Source organism: Desulfosporosinus sp. OT (genome assembly GCF_000224515.1).
GTDB lineage: Bacteria > Bacillota > Desulfitobacteriia > Desulfitobacteriales > Desulfitobacteriaceae > Desulfosporosinus.
This window is the reverse complement of the sequence record NZ_AGAF01000269.1, coordinates 12530-30058: the sequence shown is the minus strand read 5'-3', so window position 1 is coordinate 30058 and position 17529 is coordinate 12530. Positions and strand designations below refer to the sequence as shown.

Sequence of the window (17529 nt, the reverse complement as noted above, 5' to 3'; positions counted from 1 at the left end):
AAAGGAGAATAATATAGTGTAGAACCGGAACAATGAATAGTTCTGTGTTTGAGACCTCAATAGGAGGACAGGATCGTGATTCAAGCCATTCTCTTTGATATAGAGGGTACGTTGGCAAAAGTAGATGGGGCCGATTTCATGCGGAATTACCTAGGAATCTTGGCCCCTCGCTTTGCGCACCTTATCTCCCCTGATAAGTTTTCCAAACAACTATTAAAATCGCTAGAGACTATGAAAAATGAACCTAAACCGGGGCAAACTAATATGCAGACATTTTACGATGACTTCAGTAAAGCCACTGGTCATTCATTCCAAACACTGCGACCAATTTTTGAGGAGTTTTACGAATCCGATTTTCCTACGTTGCGTTGCTTGATTCAGACCATTCCTCTGGGGGTTAAAGTCGTTGAGTATGCTATTCAACAAGGTTTTTTAACGGCTGTTGGATCGAGTCCATTGTTACCGTTAACTGCTATGCAAAAACAGCTTCGCTGGGCCGGGCTTACTCCGGAACATTTTAAAGTTATTCCTGCCTTAGATAACTTTCATTATTGTAAACCCCATCTCGGGTTTTTTAGAGAAGTTGCCGAAAGTCTTGGTGTTAAAACGGATAGTTGTTTATTAGTCAGTGAACATATAGAAGATATAATCTGTCGGGAACTAGGGATGAAACTTTTTTTTGTGGGAACTTTAGAATCTGAGGTGGAGACAGATTATGTAGGTCAGCTCGACGATCTTTTCCGTCTAATAAGTCAAGGGAATTTATAAGCACCTCAGAAGGGAAGGATGAGCGTGGGAATACTTTGCCACCCCGTACTAAACAAAACGGCAAGACTCGTAGAGCTGCCGGCCCCTTCAGTGCGTATGGCTTTGTTATTCTATGAATTTCTTGGTCGATATAAAGAGTGGAAAAACGCTAAACTACAAGAAACAATCGGGATAATTATTATTTTTTTCTTGGGTTAGGTAGTTTGTTTATTCCTTGGTTCTTGCCAGGTATCCGGATAATTATAATTATTGCTATGATCGTGTTGTTTTATTTCGCGACTCGGTACTATCTAATAGTGAGCGAGCGGGTAAATCACTTATACGTAAATGTACATATTTTGCATCACCATTTAATGGGAAAACTCGAGGTGGGTTTTTGTGATCACACTGAACAGTGTCATTGTGTTGAGAATTTTCGTTGCTATGTCTTGAAGAATTATAATATTTCTTTGTATAAGGGTTCCTTAAGATAATAATTATTTAAGATTTAATTGGCTAAAATAGGTTAAAGATGCTAAAGTAGTATTAGTTTAAATCTAAACTAATACTACTTATGGATGGAGGCGTTTTTATGAAAAAGTATGTTTGCACGGCTTGCGGTTATGTTTATGATCCTGAGGTTGGGGATCCTGATTCAGGAATTGCTCCGGGTACCGCTTTCGAGGATATCCCAGATGATTGGGTTTGTCCACTCTGTGGAGTAAGTAAAAGTGAGTTTGAGGTTGAAGCGTAACTGGAACATACATTATACAGTCCTTGATAAGGCGTTGAGGGCCAAAAGTTATAAAAGGGAAAAGCTTTAAAAAGAGCTTTTCCCTTTTGTTTTGCTAGTTCGAAAGCATAATTTATTAAACCAACCAGGGTCAGTGGTCCCTTCTTGTCATAAAGTTGTGCCTATTGAAGCAGCCCAATTCCCTTATTCCTAAAGTTCCATTATAGCCGCTTCATCTCGATCAAGTTTTTCCATGCATACTTTTAGCCGAGCTCGTAGGGCTGTATCGCTCACGGCCTCCCGCATCTGGCGCATGAGATCAATGGTTCGTCGAAAAACGCTAATGATATCACCTTCATCAAGGTTACACAAAGCTTGAACTTCAACGAACGTTTGGCCTTGACTCCAGGCATAGGTAATTCCTGCGACTCGTGGGTCGTATCTAATGGCATCTTGACCACAAATACTTTGGATGTATTCACAGATCTCTTTGACAGGAGCTGAATCGAAGACAGTAGCACGTTGAAACATATCATTTTTTCTTGCTTCAAAGTCGATGCTTGAAAGCAAGGCGTTCAGCTGATCGTCATCAAGTTGAGAGAACACATCTGAGTAAATAAGTTCGGTAACTAATAGCTCTTGGACATAAATATGGCTAGCACATGTACCGCGAGGCAAAAGTTCATCTCCGCGTAAATACCCTATTTGACGGAGGTGATTCTTTTTATATTCAAATTCATGAAGAAAGGCATTTTCCTCGGGAAGGCTCGCTAAGGCTGCTTGAAGATCTTTATGCCGTTGTTGTATCGCTAGATAGGCTTTGCTTTGATCTTTGCAGCTCTCCTGTCGCCCTGAGAGGCAACTCTTCGGAGATTGAGATAACAACTTTTCCCAGGAGCGAATTTTACGGGCCATCTCTCGTCCGTATACGCGGGACTGCTTTCGAGGCCCCAGAGCCTTATACGTTTTCCGGAGTCTTTCTAATTCCTTGCGTTTAGGATGGTGCTTTAAAGGACAGTTAAATGAACCTACTGCTTCACAGAGTTGATGTTGAGCTCCTTCGAGTTGTTGTTGAATCTGAATTAATTCGTTGTGAAGGTGATCCGAGCTCAACCGGTAGCTATAGGCTGCAAAACTTTTTTGAAAGTAGATTTCAATTTGTTCTTGCGTTAGAGTTGCAGTAAGGTTAAGTACTGTATTGTAGGTCAGTCGAAATTGGCTGGTAAGTGGCTCAAGCCGATTTAACTGGAATTTTGGGGGCGGACTTTTTTCCATATAAGCCAAATCGACAAGGGCAAATGAAAACCCCTTTTTATCAAGACCGCGCCGTCCGGCACGACCGGACATCTGGAAAAATTCATGATTCGCAAGCGGACGAAAATTGCGCCCATCATATTTATTGAGTGAGTCGAAACAAACAGCTTTGACTGGATAATTAATTCCTACACTAAATGTTTCTGTGCAATAAAGCACCTTAATTAGCCGTTCTAGGAAGAGCTCTTCGACAATTACTTTTTGGGATGGAAGCAACCCAGCGTGATGATAGGCGATCCCTTTAGAACATAAACGCTTAAGCTGACGTGTCGAAGACGACCAGTCAGCCTCTGGACCAAACTGTTGAAAGAATTTTTCTTCAACAGTTCGGCGTTCTGGAGATTTTAAATAGTTGGCTAGCGTAGCCAATTCCATAGCTTTTAAGGCACACTGTTTTCGGCTAAAGACAAAAAAAAGCGCCGGGAGATGGTCACGCTGAATTGTGCGGATGAGGTCTAAATGAGTGGTTGGGCTAAAGGGGTTTTCATCATTAATACGGTCCTTCAGTTTCTGGCGATAGTAATGCCAAAGCTGATCGTAATTTACTAGGCCAGTGTCTTTGGTATAGTAAAAGTACTCTAAAGGGACAACCCGCTTGGCTTCTTCGATTAGAGCAACATCTTCATGCCGGATGGATTTGATCCAATCGACTAAATGCTGGGCATTAGCGATTGTTGCACTTAACCCAAGAATTTTCATTTTCGCGGGCGCGAGAATAATTGACTCTTCCCAGACAGTTCCTCGTTCCTCATCATTTAGCCAATGAATTTCATCAAAAACTATATGAGATATAAATTCGAGATTAGGGTCTTCCGTGATGACTTGGTTGCGGAAAACTTCTGTCGTCATGATGAGAAGAGGGGCAGTTGGGTTTAGAACAACATCGCCAGTCATGATGCCTACTGCATCTTCTCCAAACTGTTTTTTGAAGTCCCTATATTTTTGATTGCTTAACGCTTTAATAGGCGCAGTGTAGATAACTCTTAAATGCTCATTCATGGCTTTTTCAATTAAATAATCTGCAACAAGCGTCTTTCCGGTACCTGTAGGTGCAGCTACAATGACGGATTTCCCGGCATCAATGGCATCCAGTGCCTCTTCTTGAAAAGAGTCGAGAGTGAACTCATGATAGGTGCGCTTAGACATGTTAGTCAGCTCGTTTCTGATGTCATTTTACTTATTTTAACAAAGCGGAGATTAATGGTCAACTTTAAGCCGGAAATGGTCTGAATGATCACCACAATCCATAAGATGTAAAGAAAACTTGGCTGGCGACAAGCCTCAGCGAAGGCGGCCGCCTAGTTGCACTTATGCTACAGACGAAGACACCGTCTTCGCACGAATTAGCATTCTTGCAGTATGTAACTGAAAGTTATACTTTCTGATAAGTAAAACAAGAGACAAGGCTAAGGGGGGATCAGTGGTGTCTTCATTGCGACTAGATATTGAGCAGGCTATGGGACTTAAGTTTCCAGAGAGAAACGGAGAAGCGATAATACGGTTTGAGGAATCCGTGGAAATTCCCCATGCAGCAGAAAAGTTAATGAGAGGCTTATATCGCGACCCTGAGCGCGTACGCCAGGGATTCAAACTGTTGCATCAAGAAACAGGATCTTTAATTGATATACTAATGCCACGACGCTCACGATTACGTGAATGGTCGGATTTTCTTCCTGAACGTCCTAAAGACGCAGAATTGTTCCTAAACGAAACAAAAGACCAACTGTTAATAAGAGAACAACGTTTGGTTCAAGCTGAACGAGAATTAGTAGGTCAATTACAAGAAAGCGGCTTAGAGGATGTTTTTCCAATCCCACTGACTGCTTTTGGAATTTTTACTTATCGTGATCCCTGTGTGAAACTCTTTCTTAAGCCTTTAGGTCGGTTTGCAGAAATCCTCCAATTGAATCCTGAGTCATTGCGACAAGCTGTACGCGTTCATTTCTTGTTTTTGCTCCTTTTGATCACTGGAGCAGATTTAGATGGGCAAGTATATGCTCGAGGAGGGGAGGATGAGGTCATCCACTGGTTGGCGTGTATTTTTTCTATACGATATTTAAGGAGTCAATCAACTGAACTGATTCAATGTTATCAGGAATGGGTTAAAGCGTGGGGGGGGAAAACGCCAAACCAAAGCATGCTTAATGAACGAGCGGGTGAAAAGACGCGTGCAGCTATGGTTTTCTGGCGGCGTCAGTTGACAATGGGTTGGGAAGAGTGTTGGCACATAATAAATCAACTGGAAAGACCTGAAAGCTCCATTATGATGGGGTTTAATTAAGGCCATTCGGCTAATTCATAGGGCTTAATAATTTCCAATCGATCATCGACCAGTTTTAAGATTCCGGATTTTTTCCAACCGTTAATGGCACGGTTGACACATTCGCGAGATGTACCAATCATGCTGGCTAGATCCCGATGAGTGAGAGACGCATCTACATAAATAGGATTTCCGGGTTTAAGGGAAGGTTGCGCCAAGCGAAGAAACAGGGCGGCAAGAATTCCAGCGGTAGAACGGTTTGTTAAGATCCGTATGAACTCTTGAGCAAGTCTTAATCGTCGACTCAGTGTGCGAATGAGGGCTACAGAAAGAGCGGGGTTAGTCTCTAGAATACGGGGCATGACGTCATTATGTAGGACTAATAGGAGGCTGTCTTGAAGGACTTGGGCTGTGGCAGGATATGATCCGGTTTCAAGAAGCAGGACCTCAGCGAAACAATCATAGGGACCGCACCAATCGAGAATTTGTTCCTCGCCCCCTAGTGTTGATTTACTGAGCTTGATTTGTCCAGAAAGAACAAAATAAACTGACGAACCAATCTCTCCCTCAACAAACAATAGTTGTCCACGACGGTAACGACGCTCATGTAAATGAGGGACCAGGGGAGCGACATCCTCAGCGGTTAAAGACGAAAACAGCGAAAAACGGAGAAGTTCTTCAGGTTTAAGCACGTATTGCGCCTCTTTTCTGATTTGAGTTCTCTCTAAACCAGCTTTTCCGGTCAATCAAAAAATAATGTAATTGAAATCAGACTCCACAGCCTCACCGCATACCAATAATCACCATATCCTAATAAAGGGTGAGGAGGTTAGGGTATGATTGGCATTGAATTGACTTTTGTCAGTATGCGACAAGTCATCAATACCCCTTTTCGGGTATTGGCAATATTTATAGTGGCCGTATTGGTTGTCATCATCATTATAAATGCGAGTTAACTGTATTTTGGTCATCTAATGAGTGTGAGGGTGAAGCACTGACATGTTGAGCAGCTCGGACAACCTCAGCCATAACACGCGCTTGGTCTGGAAGGGCATGAGATTCCCATTGCGTCATAATTTCGCCACGTGAAGAAACATAATAGCGTGGTGGTAAACGATTCAAGGCAAATGCCATAATATCAGCCTTACAACGTTCACATGAGCAAGATATTTTGTTGTTTTGAAGATAATCTTGGAGCGATTGATAGACAACAAGTTTCGTATGGTTGTTAAGTTCATACATAATATTTTTTAGCTCCTTTATATTTTGTCATTAGTTTTTATGATAAGGGTTAATTGACTAAAGAACAAGTAGTTATTAGAAAAGAGCATCCTCTCAAGATGCTCTACTTAATTTTCCCAAGGAAGTTAAATTATCTTTTGAGTTTGCTCGTTACCTCTTGCCATAAACGACTTGTTTCATAACCAAGGCGCCATATGGCAATGCCCCGTAACCGATAACTCTTGACAAAACCAAGGCGAATCTTTGCAGAAAGTTCATTTTCATACCATACAGTATGTTTAAGGCGTCCTCGCCAATAATAGAAATAGGGTTCTACAGCGGGGTCAGACCAAAGTATGCGTGCGTTGGTTTGGGCTACTAACTCTGGAACAGCACGCATTGGTACAATACGTGTCAATTCATTGGACCAATCGTACCCATATACAGGAATCCCCAATAGTAGTTTTTCGTGTGGAATATAGCGGATGGCATAGTCAAGTGTCTCCGTCATCCAAGGTAAACTGGCGATTGGCCCGGGTGAACCTCCTGAAAAATGCTGGTCGTAGGTCATCAGGGTAATTGAATCACATAACCGCCCTATGCCAGCAAAATCATAGCCGGGTGCTTCCCCCTCGGACCGTTTTGCTGGGATTGCAATGGTTAAAAGCATACCCTGGTCATGTAATGTCGCCTTTAGGGATTCTAGAAAGGCTAGAAATGGAATTCGGTAAGGGGCTTCTAGGCCTTCAAAATCAACATGAACCCCCGCTGCCGTGGGAGGGAGCAGATTTATCATATGACGTATGCAATCCCGCTGAGAAGCGGTGGAAGACAAGACAGAACGTAAGGGTTGAGGATCAAAGGTTTTTCCGTTAAAATTATGGAATAGAATGAGGGGGGCAATGTTTCGTGTTAGAGCCTCTTGAAGGGCGAGTTGATTAATTTGGCCAGTGAACTTACCATCTGGCTGAACTTGAAAGGCAAAGTCAGCATAGGTATCAATGTGGGAACTTTGTTGTCGAAGTGAGTCAATTGCACGCAAATCGTCCTGATAATCCTCGGAAATATACCCGAGTAGCCATAATCGTTTCTCAACAAGTCGTCGTGCCATGGGTGTCCAATTTGGATTCAAACAGACCTCCTCCTCATGTGGAAAATACTCCTAGGATAAGATATGAGAAGGAAGATTATTTAATTTCCTTTTTATGAGGTAAAATAAGGTAAATGGAGAGATATCGATGAACATAACAAAACCTTTTCATATTGTTAGGCTGCAGCAGTCTTTAATAGATTTAGGAATAGGTTCGGTGAAAGGGGTGTGAGTAAGACGGAAAAAGTACTTCTTATTGCTACCGGTGGGACTATCGCCATGCGAAAAGATGCAGCAGGAAAAGTGGTACCTGCTGTGAGCGGTCATGAATTAATCGAGAGCTTACCAGAGCTTTCGCAGGAAGCAGATTGGGAAATCTGCGATTTTAGCAATGTGGCCAGCTGCAATATTGACCCTGATCATATGAGGGCATTAGCCAGGGAAGTTGAGCGGCATTTTTCACTTGATCCTTTATTAAAAGGCATAATTATTACCCATGGCACAGATACTCTCGAAGAAACAGCTTATTTCCTGGACGTTGCCATAAAAGACTCTCGGCCTGTGATTCTTACTGCTTCTCAAAGAGATGCTTCAGAGAGTGATTCAGATGGTCCGCGTAATTTACATAATGCAATGCGTATAGCACTGGATCCTCTGGCTGTCAATCGAGGAGTCGTCATTGCACTCAATGAGCAAATTCATGCCGCACGTGATGTGCGTAAATTGCATACCAGTCATGTGGATGCTTTCCATTCTGGAGATATAGGAGCCTTAGGAAGTATTGACACAGGGGAGGTTATTTGGCATCGTAAAGCAGAACAGACCATCAAGCTTGGAGTTCCTAAAGCGTTAGCCAAGGTCGCTATTTGTAAGGCTTATACGGGTATGCCTTCAAATATTATAAGGGCAATGGTTCAAGATGAAACTGAAGCATTTGTCATTGAAGCCTTCGGCCGCGGAAATTTACCGCCCCAACTCATAGAGGCGATTTCAGATATTGTTGCTAAAGGCATTCCCGTCGTTATTACTTCTCGTTGTTTATTTGGACGCACCGCCCCAGTCTATGGATATCCAGGTGGTGGGGCAGACCTAGAAAGAGTTGGGGCTTGGTTTTCGGCGGATTTGTCGACAGAAAAGGCACGATTATTTTTAAGCATTGCCTTAGGCCAAGGCGTGGATAAAGAGGTGCTAAGAAAGATGCTCATTAAGGGAGCAGTGCACGTTTTTTGATACTTATAATAGAATTTGTTTGCTTTATACTTTATTGACCCATCGAAGCAATATTTTGGAGAAAGTTTCGTTTGCTTCTGAGCAGTCGCTCTGCTATACTGACCGTGTGCTTGTTAAGACATGGGCCTAACTAAAATTGGAATCCATAACTCTGACTTTATTTGGTGAACGGATGAAAATTAGTGGAGGATCCCACGCGTACAAGGAACACCCAATAAGGAGGAGTTATAATGGCTCAAGACAAAACTTTAACATGCCGTGACTGTGGTCAGGAATTTATTTTTTCAGCTAGTGAGCAAGATTTCTATGCTGAAAAAGGGTTTGAAAATGATCCAACTCGTTGCCCGGCCTGCCGTCAAGCCCGCAAGCAACAAACAGGTGGTCGTAATAATTATGGTGGTGGTTACGGTAGTCGCCCACAACGTCAAATGTTTCCTGCAGTCTGCGCAAACTGTGGTGTACAAACTGAAGTTCCTTTCCAACCTTCTGGCGAAAAACCAGTATATTGTCGCGATTGTTTCCAATCCATGCGTCGTTACTAAGAAAAGTTACAAGGGGGCAGGAGGTAACTCCTGCTCCTTTTGATTGTGTCAAAAAGCATTTTATGACTGCCCAAGAATTATGTGATCTTCTGAATTGAGCATTATGGACTGAGCTATAGCCTCTTATAATTTTTACATTCTTAAATATTTTTTTGTTTAAGAATGTTGTCTAGTTGTTCTAATCAATCTGGAAATGGAAATGTGATGAAAGGGTACTGAGAGGAAAGAGGACTACGAATATTCGAACTGAATAATGGTTGTTATGATCTATTGACAGGGTCGGCAAACAATAGTAATATTATAAATGAGATAAGTTCTCAGTTAATTTTTTGACATTTAATGATAACGATTATCATTTACATAGAGGAGGAGAGGTGATCGCGATGAAACGATTATTAGGAGATTTAAAACCTGGAGAGCGAGCGTGTGTTGAGCACATTGAAGGTGGGGGAGCACTGCGTCGCCGGATGATGGATATGGGTATTGTCCCTGGGGTTGAGCTAGAGGTCGTCCGTCGGGCTCCTTGGGGCGGTCCGCTCCAAGTTCGCCTCAAAGGGTACTATTTAGCGATGCGCCGAGGAGAATGTGCGAAAATTATTGTAACTGAAGCTCATCAAGAGCACAGAGAACACCTTTTAGCGAGTCGTTAGTTAAAGAGCTAAGATTGATTGATCCGTTTAGATTTTACATGTTGCCGCTTAGGACATGATTTATGAGCATAAGAGAGGGAGGCGGCTAAGTCATGAAAATAGCACTTGTGGGAAATCCTAATGTGGGAAAGAGTACGGTTTTTAACGCCTTAACTGGTTCTAACCAACAGGTTGGCAACTGGGCGGGAAAAACTGTTGAACGAAAGTCAGGTTTAATCCAAAGAGCGAATCAAGAGATAGAACTAATTGACCTGCCAGGGACTTATAGTTTGACCGCTTACTCTCAAGAGGAAATCATCACACGAGAATATATTCTGCGTGAAAAACCAGATGTTGTCATGGCAATGGTTGATGCTTCGAATATTGAACGAAATCTCTATTTAGTTCTGCAGATTCTGGAACTTTCTCCCCGCGTTGTTATCGGTTTAAATATGTTGGATTTGGCTCAGACCGCTGGAATTACGATCCGTACATCTGAGTTGGCAGCGGCATTGAATGTGCCAGTGGTTGAAATCGTCGCAGCCAAAGGAAAAGGGATTGAAGAATTCTTAACTGAGGCAATTCGAGTAGGAGAGCTGGAGCAAGACCTTTCCCCAGTCGAAGTTTCTTATCCGAAAGAACTCGAACAAAAGATTCAGGCAATGGAAGATCTATTGGCGAAAACTAAATGGGCGACAAGGTATCCAATGCGATGGTTAGCGCTTAAACGTTTAGAGAGAGATCCGGAGATCGGACAAGAGTGGAAGATAAGCACGTCCCAGTCGCGGAAAAGTAAGAGTAAAGATTCTTGTTGTGACCCTGGGGATGTTGTGAATTACGAGCTTCTAGAAACGGTTGTACTTCCAGGCGATGACTTGCTGCAGACTTATGAGGCAGAAGGGTGGAGCAAGGATCATTTCGAGATGGCCTTTGCGGATGCTAAATATAAATATATTTCTCATATTCTACCAAGATTTAGGACTCACGAAAATCCTGCAAAACCAACATGGACTGACTTATTGGACAGATGGGTGCTTTCACCTATTTGGGGTTATCCAATTATGTTCGCAGTTTTGGCTGTAGTATTTTGGGGTTCTTTTGTTGCCAGCGCGCCTATTGGTGATGCTGTTTCGCAAGGTATGGCCTGGACTGCTGATGTCCTTGTAGGTTTATTGCGATGGGGCCACGTGCCAGACTTTGTGCAAAGTTTGGTGAGAGACGGGATCTTCGCGGGGGTTGGTGCTGTTTTAGCTTTTGTTCCTCAGATAGCGATATTTTTTGCTTTCTTTTCCTTTATGCAAGATAGTGGCTATTTAGCGCGTGCTGCGTTTTTAGGGGATCGCTTTATGCAGCTGATGGGGTTGCATGGAAAATCGTTTTTTTCTTTAGTTTCTGGGTTTGGATGCAACGTTCCGGGAATTATGGCTACAAGAACCCTGGAAGACCCTAAAGATCGTTTGATTACCATGCTTATAAATCCGTTAATACCCTGTGTTCCACGTTTAGGGGTCATGAGTGCTGTTGTTGCAGCATTTTTCCCAGGTTCTCGGGGATCTGTCGTTATGCTAAGCCTATTGTTCTTAAGTATGATTCTGGTGATGTTTTCTGCGCTCTTCTTAAGAAGAGTAGTCAAGCAAACGGAACGGTCGGCTTTTGTCATGGAATTGCCTCTGTACCATATCCCTACAATGCGCAATGTTCTGATACCAACATGGCATAAAACTTATTCTTTCCTCAAAAGAGCCTGGACTTTCATCTTAGTGGCATCGATTGTAGTCTGGGTGCTGAGCTCTTATCCGCAAGGGGTTCCTATGAATGAAACGTGGGCTGGGGATATGGGAGGTTGGTTATCCTTTATTGGAAGGCCATTAGGATTTGATTGGCGGATCATGGTTGCGATCGTTTTTGGGTTCACTGCTAAGGAAACGACACTGTCGACCCTAGGTATTTTGTACGGTGTTGCTGCAGATGCCTCGCAGTCCATCGCACAGGCCATGACGGGTGCCATGACTCCTTTGAGGGCGTTTACCTTCTTAGTAGTGTATATGCTTTATATTCCCTGCCTCGCCTCAGTCGTTACAACGTATAAAGAATCTGGAAGCTTAGGCTGGACCAGCTTCGGGGTAGCATATAACCTTATTCTTAGTTTTGTGATGGGGTGGATTGTTTTCCACGGTGGAATGCTACTTGGTTTTCAATAAAGCTTTAAATAAGCCCTCTGGGGGTGGAATGATATGCTAACAAGTATTATGAAAATACTAGCACGCAAGGAATCATTATCAATGGCACAGTTGGCTCATGAAGTTGGCTGTTCTGTGCGAGAACTAGAAAATGCTTTGGAACAAATGGAACATATGGGATATATTCGCAACGAACAGTTCGGTCAATCCTGTAGTTCGAGTTGTAGTACCGATCGGGGAAGCAGTCAGTGTGTGGGCTGTGGGTTTGCTTCGTCCGAAACGTACACGTTTTGGGTGCTCACGGAGCGAGGCGAAACACTAGTGGGTTCGAACCCAAAATAAGGAATATTTAATTGCAACATTCTATGGAGATCTCATCTATTGAACATCTAGCATAATTTTATTAAGATACAGAATATAAAGGAAGGGGATCGTTTAGGCGATCCCCTTCCTTTATACCCTAAGTATTCTGAAGTGTATCTAGCAGCGTGCGCTTAAGCGACCTGCTTTTGCTGAAGGTCGGCTTTTCATGAACAGGGCGATAATTCCGGCCACGAGGGGAAGAAAAAATAATATGGAAATAGCTGAAGATAATCCGTAGAGATCACCAATACGGCCAATTATGATGACCATTAGCCCACCGATTCCTCCGGCAAATCCCATTGATAGTCCTGCTGCTAAAGATTTATTATTCGGGATAGCCTCTTGGGCTGCAACAACGGTCACTGAAAAACTTGACAGTAGAGATGCCCCAGCGAGGGCCAAGAAAACAATGCTCAGAGTCCCGTGGGAGTGTAAAAAGCCATAGAATAGGGGAGTAGATAAAATAAGCGAACTGACAATTAAAGGTTTCCGGCCATAATTATCGGAAATTAATCCCCCGATGACCCCGCCGATTGCTCCTGAGAACAGCATAATAAAGACTAAATGACTGGAGGCAATGGATGAGAGCTTTTGAGCTTGAAAATATAGGGGGAGGATCGTTAACAACCCTGTATAGGCTAAAGAACGAATCGCAATAATCCCGGTAATAGTCAGTAGCTCTGAACGAGCTGACCGTAAAGAATGTAAAACCTCTAACAAAGTTGGAGCATTTCCACCGAGCACGTCATTTTTGGGTGCAAAGAAAAAGAGCAATAGTGCAACAAAAATTCCAGGAATGACAGTGTAAATAGTAGCATGCAGACCATATGTTTGAAACAAAGGAACAAGTAAAAGCGGGCTGAGAGCAAAACCGATATTTCCGAAGGCAACAAAGGTGGATAAGAAAACTGCTTTTCGGTCGCCACTGACAACAGTGATCATAGTAGACGCTTGGGGATGAAAGGCGGCTGTACCGAGTCCAGCTAACCCAGCCAGAACAACAAGAAGGAGATAGTTGTGGACAAGTCCGGTTAAACTAAGCATAATTGCCATCCATAAGGTACCTACATGGACAAGCCAGCGTTTTCCTTGCCGGTCAAGGAAATAACCGAAGAGTGGTTGAATGAAGGAGGAACTGATGGTGAACACTGATACTAGGATGGCAGCCCGAGTGGTAGTAAGCGCTGTAGCGGCGACCAGAAACGGAAGCATTTGAGGTAAATAGTTACTGTACATATCATTTAGCATATGAGCTAAAGAAAGTATACTAATCGTTGAATATTTTATAGGCTTTGTGGGACTCATAATGTGAGGCTCCTTTCAGCTATGCATTATAAATTCGTCTGGTTTAATGCAGCATAGTGTTTAAGAAAGAAATTTAAATTAGCCTGTCGTTGTACAATGTCTTCGGCATACTGATGAAGGGCCGCTCGTCCTTTGTGAGTAATGCTATACCATTTGCGCGGAGGACCGGTCTGCGAAGATTCCCAATTGGATTTCACCCACTCTTTTTCTTCCATTTCCTGAAGGGCACGGTAAACGCTTGGACTATCGGATAAGCAATAAGGCAATTCTGACTGTAAGTGAGAGAAAATTTGAGCACCATAGGCCACAGATAACTCCTCCAAAAAAAGAAGAATGAAAGCATTCGTATGACGACTTTGTTTTGACTGGATCAATGATTCACCTCCTAATACTGTTTATCACAGCATAGTGCTAATAACAGCATAGTGCTAATAACATCATGATGCTAATAACAGTATAACGGTTTAAGCATTTTTAATAAAGTACAATTTAGAATTTTAATTTACAATATTGATTGAGATCGTTTATTTGTGGCTTAGATAATGCAGGGACCTAGACAAGGGGGCAATCATCGCGTACTATTTAAAGGAATGAAATACTATTTAAAAATAAAGAACCAATGGATAGGGAGATAAACGATGGATTTTGCAGGTAAAGATAAATCAACATATGTCAAAGAGACTTTTAATTCAATTGCTACCCATTATGATTTAATGAATAGTTTAATGAGCCTAGGAATGGATAAACGGTGGCGACGGATTGCAGTGGAACGTGTCGGAGCAAAGCCCGGTATGCATATGCTTGATGTTTGTTGTGGGACAGGGCAACTTTCTATGGAACTGGCAAAAGTTGTTGGCCCAAAAGGAAAAGTTACAGGATTAGACTTCTCTCGAAAAATGTTGGATGTCGCTAAACATTCATTAACACAGTCACCTAACCTGAACTGTATTCAATTTATCCAAGGAAATGCAATGGAACTTGCCTTTTCAGAGGGTTCGTTTGATGGGGTAACGGTGGGTTGGGGATTACGAAATTTGCCGGATTTAAGACAAGGAATCCGAGAGATGGTGCGTGTCGTTAAACCCGGTGGAAAGGTTGTATCCTTGGATATGGCTAAACCATCTTTCCCTGTGTTCAAACAAGCTTATTGGGTCTATTTTGAAAAACTCGTTCCCTTAATGGGCAAAATATGGGCTAAAAAGGCTAGCGCTTATCAATATTTACATGACTCAGCTCGAGAATTTCCTGCTCAGGAAGAGCTGGTCCGTATTTTCGCAGAGTGTGGGCTGATCGAAACACGTTTCGATAATTTGGCCGGCGGTGTTGTTGCCATCGTTTCAGGTACAAAACCAAAGAAAGAGTAATGTGAGTTTTGGCCATTAATTCAGTGGCAGAAAGAAGGCGGCTTTTTCTGATGGCTAATAATAATAGATTATTATGGTTAAGAATTCGCACAGCTATTTTTGGCCATCCGCTGGCGACCCAAAACGCTGAGGAGGCTAAAGTTGGGGTTTCAGGCGGGGTCCCAGTTTTTGGTTCGGACATTATTTCTTCAGAGGGATATGCGCCGGATGAGATTCTTTATATCCTTCTTTTGGCTGGTTCTTTGGGCTATGCTTATGTTTTGAAAATTTCTATTGCCATCGTATTACTGGTGATTAGTATTTTTCTTGTTTACCGTAAAGCAATCCAGAAATATCCGGAAGGTGGTGGGTCATATACTATTGCAAGAGCTTATCTCGGTGAGAACTATGGTCTTATTGCAGGTGCGAGTTTAACGCTCGACTACATTTTGACTGTTGCTGTTAGTGTTAGCTCTGCTATAGAGAATTTGACTGGGATTTTTCCGTGGTTAGCTCCGACTGAACATAAAGTTCTCGCAGATTGTTTAATCATCATTTTTATGGCGTGGGTTAATTTACGTGGTTTAAAAGAATCTGCACGACTATTTGCTTTGCCTGTATACCTTTATATTGCTACCTTAGCACTTTTAATCGGAACGGGTTTGGTTGAGATTTTAGTCCATGGCGTAACACCTTCGGCAGTAGCAACAGGGCATATTGCAGCGTCCTCAGCTAATGGGATAACCTGGTTTATCTTAGCGCGAGCGTTTGCAGGCGGTACAACAGCTTTAACTGGGTTTGAAGCGGTAAGTAATGGGGTTGCGGCCTTTAAAAAGCCAGCCCAAAAGCGTGCCATCCACACTTTGATGATTTTGGGCGTTATTGTTTCTTTGGGATTAATTGGGCTGACATATTTAGCTGGAGCCTACCACCTTGTCCCGGCTGAAGGAAACACCGTTCTAAATCAATTGGGCGTAATTATCTTTGGAAAGACTATTCCTTATTTCATCTTGATGGGCACAGCCGCAGCTATTCTTGTCATTGCCTCGAGTACCCCTTATGCGGGGTTACCGATCTTGTTGAGTTTAATGGCCCGAGATGGATACGCGCCGAGGTATTTTAAAAATTTAGGGGACCGTCTTGTTTATAGCGTAGGGATTTGGACGTTGTTTCTAGTGTCTAGTCTGCTCATTATTGTATTCCATGGAGACACTCATTCGATGCTTCCGCTCTATGCTATTGGGGTGTTTATTTCGTTTACCCTCACAGGTACCGGTCTGGCTAAACATACGTGGCAAGAAAGAGGAGAAAAGTGGCTGGTCGACTTTGCGATATTTAGCTTTGGAGGAGTCATTTCATTCCTGGTTTTGATTGTTTTTATTACGACGAAGTTTAGGCAAGGAGCATGGATTATTCTTGTGATCATGCCTCTTCTTGTTTTGATGTTCCGAGCTATTCGTCACGTTTATAAGTGTGAAATCCGGGAAGTAGAGGTCACTACAGAAGCACTAGAAAGTTTTCAGAGGCATGTGACAAAATTAAAGCGGCGAAGAGCACATGTTGAATTGGCAGACTATCGCAATAAAGTGATTGTCCCAGTTTATGACTTAAATCTGATTGTATTAAAAACATTGAAATATGCCTATGCTTTGACCCCTCAGGTTACGGCTGTTCATGTAGCATCTGACCCCAATCGAGCAGCAAAGTTGCTTAAGCATTGGAAGGAACATCACATAGAAATCCCTTTAGAAATTGTCGATTCTCCATATCGTGCTACTGTCCACGACTTTTTGAATTATATTGATCGAGTGGAGAAGAAAGGACATTTTGACACAATTACCGTAGCCATTCCGGAATATGTTCCGGAAAGATTATGGCAAAATCTTCTTCATAATCAAACGGGGCAGTTAATGAAATTAATGTTACTTTTCCGCAAAAGTATTCTAGTGACCAGTGTTCCATACCATCCTGTCTCAAAAGAAGCGCACTCAATTAACTTAAACGTTAACTCTAAATAGGGATGCTAAGATAAAAACCGCTTTGGCGGTTTTTGTGATTTAAGACAATAATACCCAGCATGGTTTTTAGAGAAGATGTTTATACTAGCGTTGCTAAAATAAAAATCATTCTAGGAGGAGTTAAAGTATGAAAGTGCGTGAAGTTATGACGAGTTCAGTTGATTGGGTTACTCCGGATGCCTCAATTGTCGAGGTTGCGAGGTTAATGAAGAAAGACGATGTCGGTTCTATTCCAATTTGTAAAGGAAATGAATTGGTTGGAATCATTACCGACCGAGATATTGTTCTGAACGTTGTCGCGACCGGGGGAGATACCAAGAGCACATCGGCTAAGGATATCATGAGTACAAATATCAAAAGCGTGACTTCTAATCAAGATGTACATGAGGCAGCTGATTTGATGTCAAAATATCAAATTAGAAGGTTACCGGTCGTGGAACAAGGAAAATTATTGGGTATTGTAGCCATCGGTGACCTGGCTATTGAAAAAATCCACATTAATGAAGCAGGAGATGCACTTAGTGAAATTTCACAAGGCCCCGCTCACCATTAAA

The 17529-nt window shown here is 42.5% G+C and carries 17 protein-coding genes; 11 read left to right on the top strand and 6 right to left on the bottom strand.

What is annotated here, in order from left to right; translation table 11 throughout:
• Positions 1-75 precede the first annotated feature (75 nt).
• On the top strand, positions 76-768 hold the full coding sequence (locus DOT_RS26180; RefSeq protein WP_009624641.1) for an HAD family hydrolase: 693 nt from the start codon (positions 76-78) through the stop codon (positions 766-768).
• Positions 769-1339: 571 nt separating this feature from the next.
• Positions 1340-1501: a rubredoxin gene (gene rd / locus DOT_RS26170; protein WP_009624639.1), complete on the top strand. Its 162-nt coding sequence runs from the start codon at positions 1340-1342 to the stop codon at positions 1499-1501.
• Positions 1502-1690: 189 nt separating this feature from the next.
• Here the strand turns inward: rd and DOT_RS26165 are convergent, their stop codons facing one another.
• Positions 1691-3940 (bottom strand): DEAD/DEAH box helicase, encoded by a 2250-nt coding sequence (locus DOT_RS26165; protein ID WP_009624638.1) that lies wholly within the window; start codon positions 3938-3940, stop codon positions 1691-1693.
• Positions 3941-4217: 277 nt separating this feature from the next.
• Between DOT_RS26165 and DOT_RS26160 the strand changes: the two genes are divergently transcribed.
• Positions 4218-5075, top strand: coding sequence for a hypothetical protein (locus DOT_RS26160; protein WP_139024312.1), 858 nt, complete (start codon positions 4218-4220; stop codon positions 5073-5075).
• On the opposite strand, the gene DOT_RS26155 is transcribed toward DOT_RS26160, so the two are convergent.
• The 3 genes from DOT_RS26155 to DOT_RS26145 form a co-directional block, all read right to left on the bottom strand.
• Positions 5072-5746, bottom strand: a complete 675-nt coding sequence (locus DOT_RS26155; RefSeq protein ID WP_009624636.1) for a Crp/Fnr family transcriptional regulator — start codon at positions 5744-5746, stop codon at positions 5072-5074. The two genes, DOT_RS26160 and DOT_RS26155, sit on opposite strands and share 4 nt — an antisense overlap.
• Before the next feature lie 247 nt (positions 5747-5993).
• Complete coding sequence (locus tag DOT_RS26150; protein ID WP_040413520.1) at positions 5994-6296, bottom strand: late competence development ComFB family protein; 303 nt, start codon at positions 6294-6296, stop codon at positions 5994-5996.
• A gap of 130 nt (positions 6297-6426) precedes the next feature.
• The gene (locus tag DOT_RS26145; RefSeq protein ID WP_009624634.1) at positions 6427-7407 is read right to left on the bottom strand and encodes a glycosyl hydrolase family 18 protein; all 981 of its coding nucleotides are present in this window, start codon (positions 7405-7407) and stop codon (positions 6427-6429) included.
• Positions 7408-7593: 186 nt separating this feature from the next.
• Here DOT_RS26145 and DOT_RS26140 point away from each other — a divergent pair, with 186 nt between their 5' ends.
• The 5 genes from DOT_RS26140 (at position 7594) to DOT_RS26120 (ending at position 12288) form a co-directional block, all read left to right on the top strand.
• Positions 7594-8595, top strand: a complete 1002-nt coding sequence (locus tag DOT_RS26140; protein WP_040413519.1) for an asparaginase — start codon at positions 7594-7596, stop codon at positions 8593-8595.
• Positions 8596-8825: 230 nt separating this feature from the next.
• On the top strand, positions 8826-9137 hold the full coding sequence (locus DOT_RS26135) for a zinc-ribbon domain containing protein (protein WP_009624632.1): 312 nt from the start codon (positions 8826-8828) through the stop codon (positions 9135-9137).
• Positions 9138-9520: 383 nt separating this feature from the next.
• On the top strand, positions 9521-9787 hold the full coding sequence (locus DOT_RS26130) for a FeoA family protein (protein WP_040413518.1): 267 nt from the start codon (positions 9521-9523) through the stop codon (positions 9785-9787).
• Between the two features lie 92 nt (positions 9788-9879).
• Positions 9880-11967 (top strand): ferrous iron transport protein B, encoded by a 2088-nt coding sequence (gene feoB, locus DOT_RS26125; protein WP_009624630.1) that lies wholly within the window; start codon positions 9880-9882, stop codon positions 11965-11967.
• A 33-nt stretch (positions 11968-12000) separates the two neighbouring features.
• Positions 12001-12288: a FeoC-like transcriptional regulator gene (locus DOT_RS26120; protein WP_009624629.1), complete on the top strand. Its 288-nt coding sequence runs from the start codon at positions 12001-12003 to the stop codon at positions 12286-12288.
• A gap of 138 nt (positions 12289-12426) precedes the next feature.
• Here the strand turns inward: DOT_RS26120 and DOT_RS26115 are convergent, their stop codons facing one another.
• Together DOT_RS26115 and DOT_RS26110 are read right to left on the bottom strand one after the other, a co-directional pair.
• Positions 12427-13614 (bottom strand): MFS transporter, encoded by a 1188-nt coding sequence (locus tag DOT_RS26115; protein ID WP_009624628.1) that lies wholly within the window; start codon positions 13612-13614, stop codon positions 12427-12429.
• Positions 13615-13640: 26 nt separating this feature from the next.
• Positions 13641-13988, bottom strand: coding sequence for a PadR family transcriptional regulator (locus DOT_RS26110; protein WP_009624627.1), 348 nt, complete (start codon positions 13986-13988; stop codon positions 13641-13643).
• A gap of 264 nt (positions 13989-14252) precedes the next feature.
• Here DOT_RS26110 and DOT_RS26105 point away from each other — a divergent pair, with 264 nt between their 5' ends.
• The 3 genes from DOT_RS26105 to DOT_RS26095 all read left to right on the top strand — a co-directional run bounded on the left by DOT_RS26105 (position 14253) and on the right by DOT_RS26095 (position 17528).
• Positions 14253-14978, top strand: a complete 726-nt coding sequence (locus DOT_RS26105) for a demethylmenaquinone methyltransferase (protein ID WP_009624626.1) — start codon at positions 14253-14255, stop codon at positions 14976-14978.
• Between the two features lie 50 nt (positions 14979-15028).
• Positions 15029-16975, top strand: a complete 1947-nt coding sequence (locus DOT_RS26100; RefSeq protein WP_009624625.1) for an APC family permease — start codon at positions 15029-15031, stop codon at positions 16973-16975.
• Positions 16976-17102: 127 nt separating this feature from the next.
• Positions 17103-17528: a CBS domain-containing protein gene (locus DOT_RS26095; protein ID WP_009624624.1), complete on the top strand. Its 426-nt coding sequence runs from the start codon at positions 17103-17105 to the stop codon at positions 17526-17528.
• Position 17529 lies beyond the last annotated feature (1 nt).

Bases quoted from the DNA above. Each gene is read 5' to 3' on its own strand.
- rd (WP_009624639.1), top strand. From the start codon at position 1,340: ATGAAAAAGTATGTTTGCACGGCTTGCGGTTATGTTTATGATCCTGAG.
- DOT_RS26105 (WP_009624626.1), top strand. From the start codon at position 14,253: ATGGATTTTGCAGGTAAAGATAAATCAACATATGTCAAAGAGACTTTT.
- DOT_RS26130 (WP_040413518.1), top strand. From the start codon at position 9,521: ATGAAACGATTATTAGGAGATTTAAAACCTGGAGAGCGAGCGTGTGTT.
- DOT_RS26165 (WP_009624638.1), bottom strand. From the start codon at position 3,940: ATGTCTAAGCGCACCTATCATGAGTTCACTCTCGACTCTTTTCAAGAA.
- DOT_RS26115 (WP_009624628.1), bottom strand. From the start codon at position 13,614: ATGAGTCCCACAAAGCCTATAAAATATTCAACGATTAGTATACTTTCT.
- DOT_RS26100 (WP_009624625.1), top strand. From the start codon at position 15,029: ATGGCTAATAATAATAGATTATTATGGTTAAGAATTCGCACAGCTATT.
- feoB (WP_009624630.1), top strand. From the start codon at position 9,880: ATGAAAATAGCACTTGTGGGAAATCCTAATGTGGGAAAGAGTACGGTT.
- DOT_RS26135 (WP_009624632.1), top strand. From the start codon at position 8,826: ATGGCTCAAGACAAAACTTTAACATGCCGTGACTGTGGTCAGGAATTT.
- DOT_RS26120 (WP_009624629.1), top strand. From the start codon at position 12,001: ATGCTAACAAGTATTATGAAAATACTAGCACGCAAGGAATCATTATCA.
- DOT_RS26095 (WP_009624624.1), top strand. From the start codon at position 17,103: ATGAAAGTGCGTGAAGTTATGACGAGTTCAGTTGATTGGGTTACTCCG.
- DOT_RS26150 (WP_040413520.1), bottom strand. From the start codon at position 6,296: ATGTATGAACTTAACAACCATACGAAACTTGTTGTCTATCAATCGCTC.